The organism is Microcystis aeruginosa FD4 (genome assembly GCF_009792235.1).
GTDB lineage: Bacteria > Cyanobacteriota > Cyanobacteriia > Cyanobacteriales > Microcystaceae > Microcystis > Microcystis viridis.
In genome coordinates this window covers 1197015-1213855 of sequence record NZ_CP046973.1, presented here as the reverse complement: position 1 = coordinate 1213855, position 16841 = coordinate 1197015, and the positions used below count along the sequence as shown (strand labels likewise).

Annotated in this window: 13 protein-coding genes and 4 pseudogenes; 6 read left to right on the top strand and 11 right to left on the bottom strand. The window is 39.2% G+C overall.

Features of this window, described 5'->3' with window-relative positions; all coding sequences use genetic code 11:
- Positions 1-170: 170 nt before the first annotated feature.
- Together GQR42_RS06200 and GQR42_RS06195 are read right to left on the bottom strand one after the other, a co-directional pair.
- Entirely contained in the window at positions 171-446 is a 276-nt protein-coding gene (locus GQR42_RS06200; protein ID WP_199273277.1) for a type II toxin-antitoxin system VapC family toxin, read from the bottom strand.
- Positions 443-709 carry a DUF2281 domain-containing protein gene (locus tag GQR42_RS06195; RefSeq protein ID WP_158199296.1) on the bottom strand — a complete coding sequence of 89 codons (267 nt, stop codon included), beginning with the start codon at positions 707-709 and terminating at the stop codon, positions 443-445. Before GQR42_RS06195 ends, GQR42_RS06200 begins: the two co-directional genes overlap by 4 nt.
- Before the next feature lie 327 nt (positions 710-1036).
- On the opposite strand from GQR42_RS06195, the gene GQR42_RS06190 reads away from it, so the two are divergent.
- Positions 1037-1975: a glycosyltransferase family 2 protein gene (locus GQR42_RS06190; RefSeq protein WP_158199295.1), complete on the top strand. Its 939-nt coding sequence runs from the start codon at positions 1037-1039 to the stop codon at positions 1973-1975.
- On the opposite strand, the gene GQR42_RS06185 is transcribed toward GQR42_RS06190, so the two are convergent.
- The 4 genes and pseudogenes from GQR42_RS06185 to GQR42_RS29870 form a co-directional block, all read right to left on the bottom strand.
- Positions 1955-2881 (bottom strand): glycosyltransferase family 2 protein, encoded by a 927-nt coding sequence (locus tag GQR42_RS06185; protein ID WP_199273276.1) that lies wholly within the window; start codon positions 2879-2881, stop codon positions 1955-1957. The genes GQR42_RS06190 and GQR42_RS06185 overlap by 21 nt on opposite strands.
- 17 nt (positions 2882-2898) lie before the next feature.
- Positions 2899-4617, bottom strand: coding sequence for a glycosyltransferase family 2 protein (locus tag GQR42_RS06180; RefSeq protein ID WP_233271291.1), 1719 nt, complete (start codon positions 4615-4617; stop codon positions 2899-2901).
- A 463-nt stretch (positions 4618-5080) separates the two neighbouring features.
- Entirely contained in the window at positions 5081-5947 is an 867-nt protein-coding gene (locus tag GQR42_RS06175; RefSeq protein WP_158199293.1) for a class I SAM-dependent methyltransferase, read from the bottom strand.
- Between the two features lie 655 nt (positions 5948-6602).
- A pseudogene (locus tag GQR42_RS29870) lies at positions 6603-7293 on the bottom strand (ABC transporter ATP-binding protein); the annotation flags it as partial.
- Between the two features lie 245 nt (positions 7294-7538).
- Between GQR42_RS29870 and GQR42_RS06165 the strand changes: the two are divergent.
- Entirely contained in the window at positions 7539-8492 is a 954-nt protein-coding gene (locus tag GQR42_RS06165; protein ID WP_158199291.1) for an ABC transporter ATP-binding protein, read from the top strand.
- Between the two features lie 16 nt (positions 8493-8508).
- Here the strand turns inward: GQR42_RS06165 and GQR42_RS06160 are convergent, their stop codons facing one another.
- The gene (locus GQR42_RS06160) at positions 8509-9264 is read right to left on the bottom strand and encodes a tetratricopeptide repeat protein (protein ID WP_158199290.1); all 756 of its coding nucleotides are present in this window, start codon (positions 9262-9264) and stop codon (positions 8509-8511) included.
- A 44-nt stretch (positions 9265-9308) separates the two neighbouring features.
- Here GQR42_RS06160 and nblB point away from each other — a divergent pair, with 44 nt between their 5' ends.
- Positions 9309-9974 carry a phycobilisome degradation protein NblB gene (nblB, locus tag GQR42_RS06155; protein WP_158199289.1) on the top strand — a complete coding sequence of 222 codons (666 nt, stop codon included), beginning with the start codon at positions 9309-9311 and terminating at the stop codon, positions 9972-9974.
- A gap of 66 nt (positions 9975-10040) precedes the next feature.
- On the top strand, positions 10041-11132 hold the full coding sequence (locus GQR42_RS06150) for a tetratricopeptide repeat protein (protein WP_158199288.1): 1092 nt from the start codon (positions 10041-10043) through the stop codon (positions 11130-11132).
- 296 nt (positions 11133-11428) lie between these two features.
- Here the strand turns inward: GQR42_RS06150 and GQR42_RS06145 are convergent.
- The 4 genes and pseudogenes from GQR42_RS06145 to GQR42_RS06130 form a co-directional block, all read right to left on the bottom strand.
- Positions 11429-11701, bottom strand: a pseudogene (locus tag GQR42_RS06145) (DUF29 domain-containing protein); the annotation flags it as partial.
- Positions 11702-11737: 36 nt separating this feature from the next.
- Positions 11738-12944: pseudogene (locus GQR42_RS28395) on the bottom strand (RNA-guided endonuclease InsQ/TnpB family protein).
- A gap of 124 nt (positions 12945-13068) precedes the next feature.
- Positions 13069-13282, bottom strand: a pseudogene (locus GQR42_RS06135) (DUF29 domain-containing protein); the annotation flags it as partial.
- Positions 13283-13382: 100 nt separating this feature from the next.
- A complete protein-coding gene (locus GQR42_RS06130) occupies positions 13383-14369 on the bottom strand; it encodes an RNA polymerase sigma factor, RpoD/SigA family (protein ID WP_158199287.1) in 987 nt (328 codons plus the stop codon).
- Positions 14370-15071: 702 nt separating this feature from the next.
- Between GQR42_RS06130 and GQR42_RS06125 the strand changes: the two genes are divergently transcribed.
- On the top strand, positions 15072-16496 hold the full coding sequence (locus GQR42_RS06125; RefSeq protein ID WP_158199286.1) for a Ni/Fe hydrogenase subunit alpha: 1425 nt from the start codon (positions 15072-15074) through the stop codon (positions 16494-16496).
- 126 nt (positions 16497-16622) lie between these two features.
- A complete protein-coding gene (locus GQR42_RS28390; protein WP_233271289.1) occupies positions 16623-16769 on the top strand; it encodes a hypothetical protein in 147 nt (48 codons plus the stop codon).
- Positions 16770-16841: the final 72 nt, after the last annotated feature.

Here is a 16841-nt window from a genome sequence, read left to right as displayed (position 1 = left end):
GTATTTGTCATCAAAAGTTAATGACAATAAACTAGATTTCAAAGAAGGATATTAAAACCCTCTTGACTAAAGTGTTTATCGTGGGTAAGAACTTCGCTTATATCTCGATTTTTCATGGCCATCATCGAGATACAATCGACCATACTATAACCTTTATCTAGTCTTTGTTCCTATAGGTTTAATCCCGATAAAAACAGCGAGGAATTTATGGGCAGCACCTCTATATCGGGATCATCAAGAATATCATGGGTAATTCCTGCTACGGTTTGACGCATGAAAGAACCAAAGGAAGAAAAATAGTTGAGAAATTCAATTAAAACTGCTTCTGTGGTGATTAAGCGGTGATTGGATACAGTTTTTTGTAACTCAATTGCTCTTTCGTGCCATTGATCCCTTGAGTTAGCTAAGGCTACCCAGTATAAAGTATCGACAAAAATTAATTTCACTTTTTGGGCGCTCCGTATAGATAATGATCGAGGTTTTCTGAGGAATCAGTGGGGAGTTGCTCGATAACTTCGGGGGGTAGTTGAGCGACTCGCTCGGCAATTTTGTCCCAAATAGTCTTTTTAGGTTGTTTTTTGTACTGGAGAAATTCGACAAAGTTAAGAACTTCCTGCTGTTGGGAGGGGGAAAGTTGGCTGATTTTTTCGATGAGAATCTCGCTGAGAGGATTTTCTGCTTGGGTTTGGGGGGAGGTGGTAGCAACCATAGTTTTAAGCTAAGGAATATGTGTTCTTATATTATACTAGAATTTATTTAATAGCTTCAATATAAATAGAGTCAGGTTTATAAATGCTGTGAGCAGGTTCGATCTTGAGATTAAATGCTGTCCATTTAAAAATGTAGCTTTCGTGGGCAGTACGTTGTATAATTTAGGTAAATCCTAATTTTTGTAGCTCTTGATTGAGAGAATAGTGATCGCTAATTAGTTTGCTATCTGTTATTAGAGTTGGTGCGGAGAAATGGAAAAAAGTAACCAGAGAAATATCTCGATTACGCAATAATATTAAGGTAAATTTTAGCAAGATAATAGAAGATGACACCAGAGATTCAACTAAGTATTTGTATTCCAGCTTATAATCGTCCCGATTGGCTAAAACGAGGGATAACTTCAATTATTGCTCAGGAAATTATCGAGAAAATAGAGATTATTATTTCTGATGATTCTACCGATGAACGATGCAAAAAAGTAGTCGAAGAACTTTTAGTAAATTGGTCTGGACAATGGCAATATCAAGCGAATAAACCTAGTTTAGGCATGGCAGAAAACTGGAATTATTCTATTCAATTAGCTCAAGGTAAATACGTTTTAGTTCTCCATGATGATGATTTTTTGTATCCTGAATCTTTGCAAAATATATTGACAAAGATCAGTGATTGTGATAGAGCAGTGATGCTGTTTGGGGCGGCGGTGGTAAATGAGCAAGAAAAGGTCTTAAAACGACAAATAAATGAAGGTTATTTAGCACCGAAAGCAGCTTTAATTAAACTTTTGTCAAATTCGTCTTTTGTCAGATTTCCTGCGATGGTGATTCAGCGTCAGGTGTTTAAAGAAGCAGGATTTTTTAATGCTGCTTTGGGGGAACCCACAGACATTGATATGTGGATACGTCTCTTTAGTCGTTATGGGGTTTTATGTGTACCTACTATCACTTGTGCTTATACGGTACATTCACAAGCTTTAACTATGGGAGTTTTTAATCAAACAACAATTAGAAGACTATTAGAGATTTTTTCGAGAGTGACAGATGTGTTAAATCCGCAGGAATTAGACAGATGTAAAGGAAAATTTTTTCATCAATTTATTCTCGCTGGTGCTTTTCGGATGTTGCGAAGGAAAAATTTAGCCGAGTTTCGTCGGGTGATGGAGTTATTTAATTCACCAGAATTGCAAGGTTTAGATTGTCCTTTAAAGTGGTTATTTTTTCGCTGGTTATTTGGTATTTTATCGAAGTTATTGCCAAGTTTTTCCTAGTTTGCCACGAAATCCGTCGTAGGTTCCTTTCAGACAAGCCCAGATTTTTAATAGTTTTTGGTCAGGTTCAAGAAGTGCAATTTTAATAATTAAAATTAGCAAAAACTGTAAACGTCTGAACACTGAAAATATTAGTTTATTGTTTTTTTGTGCTAAACGAGTCTCTAGGTAGGTATAGTTTCGATGAATATAATAGTATCTTAGGGGAGAGTAGTTATAAATAGTAATTAATTTTGAAATAGGAAAGATTTTAATTTGTCGTGAGTTACCGAAACGATGATCTAAGATGGCATTTTTAGTGACAACAACATTATAGTTATCTTGTCGAAATTTCCAGCAATATTCCCAATCAACAGCGTCAATAAAAAATTTTTCATCAGGCAGCGGTACTTGTTTAGCAATAGGAATTGAAATTAATGAACCAGAAGTAATTACCGCATCGCAGCAATAATAATCTTGGGCTATTTTATGATGATCAGCTTCCTGAAATTGATAACCGTTAAAGTTAATGCCATGCCATTCTTGTCCTGTTATCTTATCCACTGCTAAGGGTGCTATAATACCGATATTTTCTCTTGATTTGATCGCTCGATAGGTTTCCAGTAATTTTTCTAATAGTTCTGGTGAGGGTTGGCTATCTTGATCGAATGTCCAAAGAAAGTCATAATTATTAGCGATCGCCCATTCGATGGCAATTTTTAAACCTCCAGAAATACCGATATTTTCAGGATGAGAAAGTAAAGTAATCGATTCATCTTGTGAATAATACTGTAATAGAGGCTCAGGAGAATTATCAACTATAATCAAGTGCTGAATCGGATAGCTTTGGGATTTAATAGCTTGGATACAAGCTTGTAGAGATAGAGAATCTTGATAAAAAGTAATATAACTGGCAACTTTATACACAAATACTCCTTCTAAAATTATGGTCGCAAGTGAATACTATAACAAGGATCATGTTGAATATATTTATCCCACTTGTCAATCATAAAGTTTACTTCTTTAGTAAATCTTTCTTGTTTTTCAATTGTGGTTTCATAACCGCGACTTTTTGATTCGTAATGATAAAGTTTAACGTGAGGTAAATAAATGTTTTGATAGCCATTATCCAACATTTTTAAACATAGGTCTACATCATTAAAGGCAATGCTCAATTCTTCTTCAAAACCACCAATTTCTTCAAAAACTTCTCGCCGACAAAGTAAACAAGCCCCAGTAACGGCCGAATAATTATTGATAGTATGAATCTGATCAAAATAGCCTAAAGAATTTACAGGATAATACTGATGACTATGGCCGGCAACTCCTCCAAATCCCATTAACACACCAGCGTGTTGAATCGTATTATCAGGATAGAGAAGTAAAGCTCCGACTGCTCCAATTGACGGTCTTTGTGCCTGTTCTACCATTGCATTTATCCAGTCAGGAGTAATAACTTCAGTATCGTTATTTAAAAATAACAGATATTGTCCCTCACAATGTTGTACAGCATAGTTATTGATTTTTGAGAAATTAAAGGGAATATCTAGCGGTAAACATTTAAATCGAGTTATTTCTTGAGTTTGCCAGTAATTAATTACTTTCTTTGTTTCTATTTCTGTACTACCATTATCGATAACTAACACTTCATAATTAGGGTATTCTGTTTTTTGGAAAATAGATTGTAAGCAGGTGTTAAGGATTTTTCCTAAATTTCTGGTTGGCACTATAATACTAACTTTTTTGTATTCAGTAATTTGATAACGAATAATTTGATTGCCGTGAGAATTTGTAATCACCTCACCGCATTCACCTCGTCTTTGTAAAGCATCTGTGATCGCTCTTTTTGTCGCCAAGGAAGTATAACTTTTAGCATCCAAGCTTTTGGATGTTGATTGTTTATGAATACGCCAATGATATAAGACTTTGGGAATATGAATAATTTTGTTAGTTTGCTCCGATAATCTTAAGACAAGATCGTAATCCTGACTACCTTCATAACCTAATCGAAAACCACCAATTTTTTCTACTAAATCACGACGATACACTCCGAGATGACAGGTATACATTCGAGACAGAAATGAATCAGGACACCAATCAGGTTTAAAAAAAGGTTGCTCTAAGTGACCATATTCATTAATCTTATCTTCATCGGAATAGAGCATATCGGCACTAGGATTGTCATTGAGTGAAACAACGATGTGATATAACGCATCTAGAGTGAGGATATCATCATGATCTAGGAGGGCGATAAATTCACCTGTGGCTAGGCTTAGGGCTGAGTTCGAGCAAGCAGAAATATTACCATTACTTTCTCGAAAAATACTTTTAATTCTGTGATCTTTTTGGCAATAATTTTCGATAATCTCTCTGGTTTCTGATTGTGTAGAAGCATCATCAGCGATACAAAGTTCCCAATTTGAATAAATCTGAGCGACTACCGATTCTATAGCTTGTTGAAGATATTTTTTATTAGGATTAAATACTGGTAATATAATACTTATTTTAGGTTGATAAGTCAAACCAGAGAGATGAGCTTTAATTTGTTCTATGTCTGATTTTTTAGCGTAATTTTTTCTCAACCACTTATAATAACTAATACTTGAACTAAGAGGGATTTTTTGGGTGGGTTTATCCAGTATTTGAATGCCATAGTTAATCATTAGTCCCAGTCTCAATAGGTCAAATAATTTTTTTATCTTTAACTGCGATGTAATCGTATATCTTGACCACAGAAAAAAAACAAAAAATTTTATATTATGTTTGGACTGATATAGTAAATCTTTGATTATTTTCTTAATACTTATCATATAGCTACACTCTCGCAGATCAAATACAAATTTTATAGTTCTCAATAGTTAGGAAAGAATAGATAGTGAAAAACAAAGTTATATTTCACAATATATATAAGAAAAGAGATAATTTCTAATGGTAGATTAACTCACTTGCTTTTGATAGGTGAAGATACATTTTGGTTTATTAAAAACATCTATAAAAGTTTTAAATAAACAATTTTGACTCTATGACAATTATCCAATCAACATGAAACCGCCTAAATTGTAAGATTATCAGTCTTGAATTAAATATTTAAGGGTTATGATTATTTTTGGTAAAAATAGCATAATTTCAAGAAGTTGCCAGAAAAGATTTAAATTTCATCCATAGTTCTCTCATTTTACCAAAATTGCTATTTTTGATATCTTGTAGATCGGCATATACTTGACTAAATTCTTTGTAGGTTTTCTGTAAATCTTGGTATATATCTGCTTGAGAATCTATATAAATAGATGAAACTATGTTCAGATTATTTAGATTCTCATCAGAGCATATAGCTAAAAAGTATATCGGATTTTCCATTTTAAATTCACTATTTTCATCATGAAATTGATTATTTTGTGGATAAAATCTGATTTTTTCTAGAGCATCTAATGAACTATTCAAAGGTATAATAGCAGAGTTTATGAGTATTTTTTGTCCATAAAATTGGACATTTTTAAAGTTATTATCTAACAGAATCTTAAGTTCTTCATAATAAAGTTCTTTGACATGGAAGGGATTATGATTGTTGGGTATATCAGAGTAAGTTACTCGATTTGGCGAAGACATAATTAATATTCCTTCAGGTTTCAAGATACGCTTTATTTCTGCTAACATTTCTTCATGTTGATCATGATGTTCGATTGTTTCAAAAGAAACAACTACGTCTACTGATCTAGAATTAACTGGTATTTGATTGCAATATCCTTGTAAAAAAGTTAAATTTTCTCTTTGGTATTTACTCTGAGCATTAGCAATACATTCTGGAGATATATCTATTCCACTAACATTTTTTGCAAATGCGGACATAATTGACGAACCATATCCCTCTCCACAAGCAATATCTATTACTGATTTGTCTTTAACATAATCAATAATTGCCATATATCTATGCAAGTGTTCATATCTAATAACCCCTTTCTCTGAGGGAATAAAACGTTCTCCAGTGAATTTCATGATATTCTCCTATTAAATAGTATTTAACGTGATTAGCAAGTTACAATATTATCATATTAGGGCAACTGATATATTATTTTTGTTTCCCACTGCATCAAGGGTCTGATTAATCCAGGAAAGTGTCCAATATAATCACCTCTCGCTGAATTTTCTGCAAAATCATCGCTCACGTTAATAACAATAACATCTTTTTCGTGTAGGTGAACATGAAAAGGTTCTGGCGTAAGAATAGCAATCCAAATAATAATTAATCCTTCAGTTAAAAAATTAGCTGGAATCTTGACTATAGAGCGGTAAGTCCCTATATCTTTTTCTTTTCTTCTCCACTCTTGATCCACATCATGTAAATCAAAAATATTAATATCTCTGTCATTAAAGAAGTTTATGCCAGCAGACAAGACATAATTGGGCTTTTCTACTCTGTAAGTTATAGAAATATATATAGGCTCAGATAGATTAAAAGAATCTTTTATTATTCCTTTGTTATCTTGTGCTTTAACATTGAGTAATGTCACTATTTCATTTCGAGGAGCATTGTCTTCTGTCCATTGTTTTTCTGAGCTTAACCCCATTTTTATTTGCAAGTAATTGTTAACAACAGTATCTACTTTATCGAATAACTTAAGACGACCATATTGCAATAAAAAGGCTTGATTGCACAGACGGGTCACAGCTTCCATATTATGACTCACAAATAAAACCGTTCTCCCCTCCTTACTTGCCACATCACCCATCTTTCCTAAACACTTTTTTTGAAAAGCCGCATCCCCCACCGCTAAGACTTCATCTACTACTAAAATCTCCGGTTCTAGGTGTGCCGCCACCGCAAAAGCCAAACGGACATACATCCCCGAAGAATAGCGCTTAACGGGAGTATCGAGGAACTTTTCCACCTCGGCAAACGCCACTATCTCATCGAACTTGCGATCGATTTCTTGCCGCATCATCCCCAAAACTGCACCATTGAGATAGATATTTTCTCGACCGGTTAACTCCGGATGAAAACCCGTCCCCACCTCCAACAAACTCGCTACCCGTCCCTTTAAGCGGACTCGTCCCGTGGTCGGTTCCGTAATCCGGCTGAGAATCTTTAAAAGAGTCGATTTTCCCGCACCATTGCGGCCAATAATTCCCACCACTTCGCCGCGCTTGACTTCAAAAGAGACATCCTTCAGCGCCCAAAATTCCTCCTTAGTCTCGGTTTTTTTGCCACCGAAACCCTTTAACGCCGATTTTACCCCCTGGGCAATCACATCGCGCAAAGCAGTGTACTTTTCTCGTTCCTGTTGATGGTCGAGAACATATCGCTTACCTAAATTTTCCACCTCGATGATTGTATCCGTCATGATCTCAGGGAAAATACTACCATGTTATTAGTCTACACCCCTAAGATACCCAAATGACTGGCAAAACTATCACCCCCGGCAGAAAAGATTTATTTTTAGGTGTTTTCACCGAAAATTATTAGGTAAGAATATACTGAGAAGATATGAAGGCTCAAAAAATTTAACAACAACCGGCAGAAGTCATGGGAGATAAACCCTGTATTCCTGGTTAGCGAGTCACCGTGAGAACCTAACTAAAAAACTTTATGAACACACCCGAATTAGCCATTGCTACCGTTGGTTTAACCAAACAATTTGACCGCCATGGGGCCGTTAATCAAGTGGATTTACAGATTGAAGCGGGGGAAGTTTACGGGTTAATCGGTCCAAATGGAGCGGGAAAAACCACTTTAATTAGGATGTTAGCGGCAGCGGAAGAACCGACAACGGGAGAAATATATCTGCACGGAGAACGTCTTTTAAGAAATGATAGTAATCCCCGTCTCAAAAGAAATTTAGGTTATCTACCCGATAATTTTCCCCTCTATGATGACCTAAATGTCTGGAATTATCTGGATTATTTTGCCCGTCTTTATCATATCCCTCGCTCCCAACGTCATCGCCGCATTTATGAGGTTCTAGAACTGGTACAATTAACCAATAAAAGCCATAATTTGATCGCTACTTTGTCCCGGGGCATGAAACAACGTTTAAGTTTAGCCCGAACGATTATCCATGAACCTTTAATTTTACTTCTCGATGAACCGGTTTCTGGATTAGACCCGATCGCTCGCCTACAATTTCGTGAGATTATTAAAGTCTTACAATCGGCAGGTATGACTATTTTAATTTCCTCTCATGTCCTTAGTGATTTAGCGGAACTTTGTAGTTCTGTGGGCATCATGGAATTAGGTTATCTAGTGGAAAGTACCTCTTTAGAGGAATTAAATCAACGTCTAGCTGGTCAATACTTGCAGATTACGACTCTAGGCAATTTAGAAGCCTTAGAAACCGCTCTTGAACAATGTGTTTTTGTGGAAAGTTGGCAAAGAATTATTAATACTAATACTCTCCGGGTTAAATTTACGGGAACCCTAGAAGATAGTGCCGAATTATTGAAATTTTTAGTCGTTTCTGGTCTGAACTTAAGCGAGTTTTATACTTGCTGCGAAGATTTAGAAACTATTTTCCTAAAACTGGGACATCGACAGGCATCTTAAGGGGAAATAATAATTTTTAAATCGAGGATAGTAACTTTTCTACTAATTTAATTTGCTCTTGACTAAAACCAGCTTCCATCAGGTGTGCTAGAAACCATTTTTTTCGATAACGACCGTCTAAATCCCTAGCCTTTCTATAGGTATTCTGCGCTTTTTTACTATCACCTTTGTCTAAATAAATCATTGCCAAAGCCACAAGAGGATGGGGATTATTTGGCTCTAATTTAATTGCTTTTTCAGCGTTAGTAATAGCTGAATTAAAATCTTTTAAGCGATGATAGGCGAGGGACAAATTATAGTAGGCAATTTCATTATCGGGTTTTAAATTAGCGGCTTTAGTATGCGTAACTACGGCCTTTTCAAGATGACCACCGACAAGATAAACAATACCCAAAGCATTATAAGTAGCCACATGATCGGGAGCAATTTTAATCGTTTCTTCGAGGGTTATTTGTGCCGCTAAAGGTTGTTTAGCTAGGTGTTGTGTCCAGCCTAAAATTACTCTCCCGTCTAGATGATTGGGGTTTAACTGTACCGATTTTTTTAAAGCTTCAATACTTTTGACAAAATCTCCCTGTTGACGATACTGTAATCCCAATTGACGATAACGATTAGCAGCTTTAATGTCCGATGGGGAAATAATCGGACTGGGAGAAGGAGAAACAAGCATCTCGGCCGTAGGTTCTTTTTTAAGGGGAGCGGGAGGACTACAGCCCCAAAAAACCGGGGAACTAAACATGATCAAGATAGTCAGGAGTCGATAACTATTCATGGGACAATTAATACCAGTCCAATTGTTAAGGGTGTCATCAAATTATGAATTATTCCCCCGAATCCGTGCAACGGCTGCTTGATTCCAATGATTATGGCGATCGCTTATCGGGAGTTAATCAACTGCGTTATTTAGCCCCAGAAATCGCCTTCGAGATGTTACAGCCTTTAATTAACGATAGTAACGCTAGGGTGCGTTATTCGGCGGTAAGTCAGCTAGATATCCTCGGTCGTCAGAATCTTGATCTGGCCTTAACTATTCTACGCGATCGTTTGTTAAATGATCCCGAAGCAGACGTGAAAGCAGCCGCGGCCGATGCGATCGGGGGGTTAAAATTAACGGCAGCCTACGATGATCTGGTGGCTGTCTATCAACAATCCTGCGACTGGTTAATTCAATTTAGCATTGTGGCCGCTTTGGGCGAATTGGGGGAACCCCGGGGCTTTGAACTGCTCGAAATCGCCCTTAACTCCGATAATGAATTGGTAAAAACGGCCGCCGTTAGTGCTTTCGGGGAACTAGGCGACCCTCGCGCCGTCTCTTTACTCGTTCCCTTGGCTAATGATGATGACTGGCAACTGCGCTATCGTCTTGCTCAAGCTCTAGGCCGCTTAGGGGGGCAAGATGCGATCGCTGTTTTGACCCAGTTAACCAACGACAAAAGCGCCCAAGTCGCCCAAGAGGCCCGCAATAATCTCGTGCAAGGGTAATGCACAATAGTTGATTTTTGTCAATACCATTTACAATAAATTTTAATTAAGAATCGTTAACTAAAGATGAAACAATTTACCCGTTTAATCTTGCTCGTCGGTCTCCTTGCGGGGGGGTGTTTCTCCGCCTCAATTGCGATCGCTGATAATCCGGCGGGGGCAATCGTGAGCAAGGATTCACAGGTTAACGAACTACTGCGTCAAGCGCGGCAATTGGTCAAAAATGGCAATTATGGGGAAGCTATAGCCGTTTACGAGCGGGCTGCCGCCCTTGATGGCAATAATGCCCGAATTTTCTCTGGAATTGGCTTTTTACAAACGCGGCAAGGGGATTATAACGCCGCCGCCCAAGCATACCAAAAAGCCTTAAGTCTCGATCCGAGTAATCCCGACTTTTTCCATGCTCTCGGTTATAGTTTGGCTAATATCGGTGATTATGACAATGCAGCCACCGCTTACTACTACGCTATCCAAATAGAACCGAAAAACGTCCAACACTACCTCGGTTTAGGGGTGGTATTATTACGGCAAAAAAACTATGCAAAAGCGGGCGAAGTTTACCAATGGGTTTTAGCTCTCGACCCCAATAATCAGCAAGCCCACGAAATCATGGGTAAAGCCTTGATTGAACAGAATAAAAGCAGCGAAGCCCTCGATTTTCTCCAAAAATCCCTGCAAAGATTCCCTAACAATACTGAATTAAGATTGCAACTAGCCAGCCTTTTGCTTAAACAGGGCGATTTAAATGGCGGAACCCAAATTTTAAAAGAAATAGAGCGACAAAGTGCAGGAAATTTTTTAATTCAGCTAAAAATAGCGATTTTACTCGAAAAACAAGAGCGTTTTGACGAGGCTCTCCCCTTTTATCGTCGGGCTGTTTTCCTGCAACCCCAATCTTTGGAAGCACAAGCGGGAATTGGTCGCATCCATCTGGCCAGAAAAGATTATCTTGCAGCAATTATCGCCTATCAAGATTTGGCCGAAATCGCCCCCAATAACGCCGATGTCTATCTTAATCTCGGTCGGGCCTACGCGGGCCGGGGACGAAAAAGAGAGGCAGCGGAAGCTTTTAAGCAGGCGCGAGCAGTTTATGTCCTAAAAAATAATCAATCCGGCCTGGAGGAAGTGGATGCCCTGCTGAAGAAGTTGGTTGAGTAAAACCAGATCAGTTATCAGTTATCAGTTATCAGTTATCAGTTATCAGTTATCAGTTATCAGTTATCAGTTATCAGTTATCAGTTATCAGTTATCAGTTATCAGTTATCAGTTATCATACTAAATCCAGTTATTAAAAACTGATTATCTATTCCCTCTTTTGCCTTTTGCCTCTTGCCTTTTGCCTGTCCTCATAAGTATCCTATACTCAACGGATTTAGTATCAGTTATCAGATTTGAGTTTTCAGTTCACTGATGACTGTTTAGCGATTTAAGGAGTGATTTAGATAGTCAATAGTTTATTCCCAATCGATCGGCAGCCATTGATCATCTAAAACCTGTTCGAGATTAAAAATTATCTGACTCGGTAAACCGCCGGGGGATAAACCCATTTTTTTCCGGACGGTCTCTAAAGCTGTATGGCAGGATGGCTCAAAAATCTCCCGAAGATAGGGCTTTAAACTAGGGCTATCCTCCAGTAAATCTTGAATTTCTGCCCGAAAATTATTGATTTCTCCATGACCATGATTGCCATTCCGGTCTCTTTCCGATTGCCAGTAGGTTAATTTGATTGACACTCCCGTCGCTGAAAGCGAGGGATTCTTGGTTCACTGACTCAAGTTGTCTTGACAGGTATTGCTACCAACCAAAATAGAGCTTAAATCTCCCCAAGCGTTTAGGTCTGATGACCAACTTCCGATATGTCCTATCGTAGCTTTTTTGAGTATATTTAATGCCGCCATTTTGTCTCTATCTTCTACATATCCGCAAGAACAAACATGGGTTCTAACCGATAGAGACTTTTTAATTAACTTGCCACAATTAAAGCATTCTTGGCTAGTATAGGCGGGATTAACAGCAATAGTCAATCTGCCGTATTTAATGCCAAAATACTCTATCCATTTTCTTAATTGTGACCAGCCCGCATCATTAATACTCTTAGCTAGTTTTCGATTACGCACAAGGTTCTTGACTTTTAAATCTTCATAAGCTATCAAGTCGTTTGACTGAATTAAGCGGAGTGCCAATCTTTTAGCAAACTCTTCTCGCTGCCTACTTACTTTTAAATGTCCCAAGCGCGTACTTTTGTCTAGCCTTTTTGTAGTTATTAGACTGCTGTTGCCCTCTTCTAAACTTTTTAGATTTTCTCCTATTTAGTTTATTAAGACGCTTCTCTGCTTTTCGATAATATTTAGGAGGTTCTACTGTATTGTTGTCGCTATCGGCATAAAGATACTTTAGTCCCATGTCTAAACCTACACATTTTTTGGTAGGCTCTAATTTTGGGGTTATATCTCTCACGTCAAGTTTTAACATTAACTGGCAATAATACCCATCAGCACGTTTAACTATTCTCACCCTTTGAATTTGCCATTCTTGGAAACAGAACAAGTCTCGACTACCAATTAGTTTTAACTCTCCGATGTTTTTACCATCGGTGAAAGTTATTCTTTTGGTATCTCGATTAATCTTCCAGCCTGATTTTTTAAACTCAATAGAATGAGTACGTTTAGAGTATTTAGGGTATCCCTTTTTGCCAGGGATTTGGTTTTTACAGTTGTTATAGAACCTTAAAATAGCAGTCCAAGTCCGTTCGCAAGCTTGTTGACAAGCTGTAGAGTTAAGGTCTTTGACGAAAGAATATTCGTTTCTTAATTCGGTTGTGTATCGATAAATATCCTTTTGTCCTACACCTTTGTTATCTTCCCAATATCTAAGGCATTTATTCCGAACAAACTGAACTGTCCGAATTGCCTCATCAATGGCTTGATATTGAGATGGTTTTCCTCTAAGCTTGTACTCTAAAACGAACATCTTGCGTGCCGACCTACTACGCAAACTATTCTAGCACGCTAAGAATTGAGTTGTCAATCGTGCTTCGCTATTTCTATGCTGGCGGAACCTTTCATCTCATCGGTAAAACCGAGAGCCTTCAAGCCGACATTTCAGGTAAATGTTCTAGGAGACGAGTTAAAAGACTTTTGAGCGCGTGTCTTTCACTTCTCCCCATCGATTCAATCTCCTCAATTAAGTTGTCTAAATCCACCTCGGCAAACTGGCCTTTTTTTTAATTGTTCTGCCGTGGTTTTTAGCCAGAGATAAAAATCTTCTTCGTATAGTGTTGGGGTCGCTGTTTCTGTCGCTCTAGTCATGACGGAACTGCCACAGGTGAAAACTAATCGGGATTCTATATTAATTAAACCCAAAAAAAAGAGAGCGCAAGCTCTCCTTCTTGGTTATTTGCTAATTTTACTAACTAGCGACAATATATTCCTTGACGTTGGCCCGGCGACGGCGTAAATGAGCCAAGGCCTGGTGTTCTAATTGTCGCACTCGTTCTCGACTGATGTTCATTCTCTGACCAATTTTGGCTAGGGATAACTCTTTGCCATCGGTTAAACCGAAACGGAGAGTAATCACTTCCCGTTGTTGGGGAGTTAATTCGGCCAGGAGATTGGCTAAGTCTTGCCGTAATAACTCTTGGGTGATGAAGGTATCGGGAGAAACTCCGCTATCTTCTAATAATTCCGACAATTCCGTATCTTGGTTATCGCCGACGCGCACATCAAGGGAGATGGGTTGACGAGCCATACTGAGATATTCGCGGATTTGAGCGGGTTCTAGCTCTAATTCCAAGGCAATCTCGGCGGGAGTGGCACTTCTTCCCAGTTTTTGGGCGAGTTCGCGCTGGGTTCTTTTGATTTTGTTCAGTTTTTCGGTGATATGGATGGGTAAACGAATGGTGCGGGCCTGTTGAGCGATCGCACGGGTAATCGCTTGTCGAATCCACCAGTAGGCATAGGTAGAAAATTTATAACCTTTGGTGGGATCAAATTTCTCTACACCTCTTTCTAATCCCAGACTACCCTCTTGAATTAGATCTAGGAATTCCATGTTCCGCTTTTGATATTTCTTTGCGATCGCAACTACCAAGCGGAGGTTAGCTTCAATCATTTTCCGTTTAGCTCGATCGCCAGTTTTCAAGGCGCGATCCAGTTCATTTTCGCTTAAATTCACCGAATCCGCCCACTCCAAGCGCTGTGGTTCCCGTCCTAATTGTTTCGATAGTGCTTCTTTCGTTTCTAACAGGCTCATCATCCGTTGGACTTGTTTGCCGTAAATAATTTCTTGTTCGTGGGTTAGGAGGGGAACTCGCCCAATTTCGTGCAGATAGGTACGCACCATATCGGCATTGAGGGTGGGCTGTGGTTGAGTTTGGTTGGTTTTTGCGGTGGGCATTGGTTTGGTGGTGACTCCTTGACACAGAAAAAGTCTGTTACTATTCCGACTCGCGGGTGAGTCTGGCTTATCTGAAGTCGGTATGAGTTTGATCGGAATTTCTTTGATTGTATCCTGCGCTTTTAGACGCGGGCAATCCCCTAAAGGTTCAAAGTTAATTCATTCTTTGGTATGATGTTAAGTTTATCCTCTTTTTTCAACATTTAGAACAAAAGTATTATAGTTTAGGACTATCAACTACAATCGCTTGTTTTTGGGTCGCTTTTTCCTGAATCCTCGGCAGTGCCGCTGATATTGTCAGGTAAGATTACAAGACAAAAAGGTGATTTTCCCGATTAGCCTTAAACAATCTGGCCGACTTCGGCTCCTTTCGCCCTCAGCTTTGAGAGCAAAGCAGCACCAAGCTGAAAACTAACAGCCGAGAACCGACTTCTATATATATAATGACCGATCAACACCAGCAAAGAGAGACACAATTATTGCGGATTCCCGAACTATTTTCTGTAGTATTTGCTACAAAATGCCCAATTAGCCGCGATTGAGAATCGGGAAAAATTGTTATGAAAATTAGGATTGCTAGGGGAGTAATAACTATCATAGAAACAGCAGGGCGGAGATCGGGATAAATTATCGTCGAAACCAAGCTCGATCGCAGTCTCCACAATGCCGTTCTGTGGAACTCCTGAACAATGAGGACTTACTATGACTAAAACCGTCGTTATCGATCCCGTCACCCGGATCGAAGGCCATGCCAAGATTTCGATTTTCCTTGACGATGGGGGGGAAGTGGATGACGTGCGTTTTCATGTGGTCGAGTATCGCGGTTTCGAGAAATTCTGCGAGGGACGGCCGATGTGGGAGATGGCGGGAATTACTGCCCGAATTTGCGGGATTTGTCCCGTTAGTCACCTACTTTGTGCCGCCAAAACCGGCGATAAAATTCTAGCGGTGCAAATCCCCCCTGCGGGTGAAAAACTGCGGCGCTTGATGAATTTGGGACAATTAACCCAATCCCATGCTTTAAGCTTTTTCCATCTTAGCAGTCCCGATTTTCTGCTTGGTTGGGAAAGTGACCCCGCCAAACGGAATATTTTCGGTTTAATCGCCGCCGATCCCGACCTAGCGCGAGCAGGCATCCGTTTACGTCAATTCGGACAGAAAGTTATTGAACTTTTGGGAGCGAAAAAAATTCACCCCGCTTGGTCTGTACCGGGGGGTGTGCGTTCCCCTTTGAGCGAAGAGGGGCGACAATGGATTAAAGAACGACTGCCGGAGTCTAAAGCGACTCTTTACACGGCTTTAAACCTGTTTAAAAGACTTCTGGACGATTTAACCATAGAAATCGCCGCTTTTGGTAATTTCCCTTCCCTGTTTATGGGATTGGTCGGTAAACGGGACGAGTGGGAACACTACGGCGGTCATATTCGTTTTACCGATAGTCAAGGCAATATCGTGGCCGATAACCTGAGCGAAGACAATTATCGCGATTATATCGGCGAATCAGTAGAAAAATGGTCTTATTTGAAGTTTCCCTACTATAAACCCCTCGGTTATCCCAACGGTATCTATCGAGTGGGTCCGTTGGCCCGCTTAAATGTTTGTTCTCATTTTGGCACGGAGGGAGCGGATATCGAGTTACGGGAATATCGCCATCGGGTCGGTGGTGTAGCAACCTCTTCTTTTTACTATCATTATGCCCGATTAGTCGAGATTTTGGGCTGTTTAGAGCGTATCGAACTTTTAATCGACGATCCCGATATAGTTTCTCAACGCTGTCGTGCCGAAGCGGGAATTAATAGTCTGCAAGGGGTGGGAGTTAGTGAAGCGCCCCGGGGTACTTTATTCCATGATTATAAAGTGGATGAAAATGGTTTGATTGAAACGGTGAATTTGATTATTGCCACGGGTAATAATAATTTGGCCATGAATCAAACGGTGAAACAAATCGCCCAACATTATATCCATGGTGGCGAAATTCCCGAAGCGATGTTAAACCGGGTGGAAGCGGGTATTCGTTGCTATGATCCCTGTTTAAGTTGTTCTACTCACGCTATGGGACAAATGCCACTACAGCTGGAGTTAGTTAATGCAGCCGGTGAGGTGATTAATACTCGACAAAGGGGTTAATTATTTAAGTTGTTAGGGGGCAGCTGTTTCAAGGTGGGGTGACAGAGTAACTCCCAATTTACCTCTGCCCTTTTTTCTCTTGCCTTGGCATCTATTTCTTCCATTTCTGCATTTTGAACCAATTCTTTGGCTCTTTTTATCGTCATTAAAGAACTAAGTCAACAACTCTTAAAACCAGTAGTTCCCTTAGCCAATCGCACCCATCTAGCACCCCTTGGCTGGCGCAATGGCGACCAAGAATTAGCCGATAATGTGATTAAATCAATTCAGTAATTACGAACTAAACTTATCTCCTGTTATCCCCAAAGTCAGGAAAAAGAGGAAGTCTTAATGAAGATGATTTCT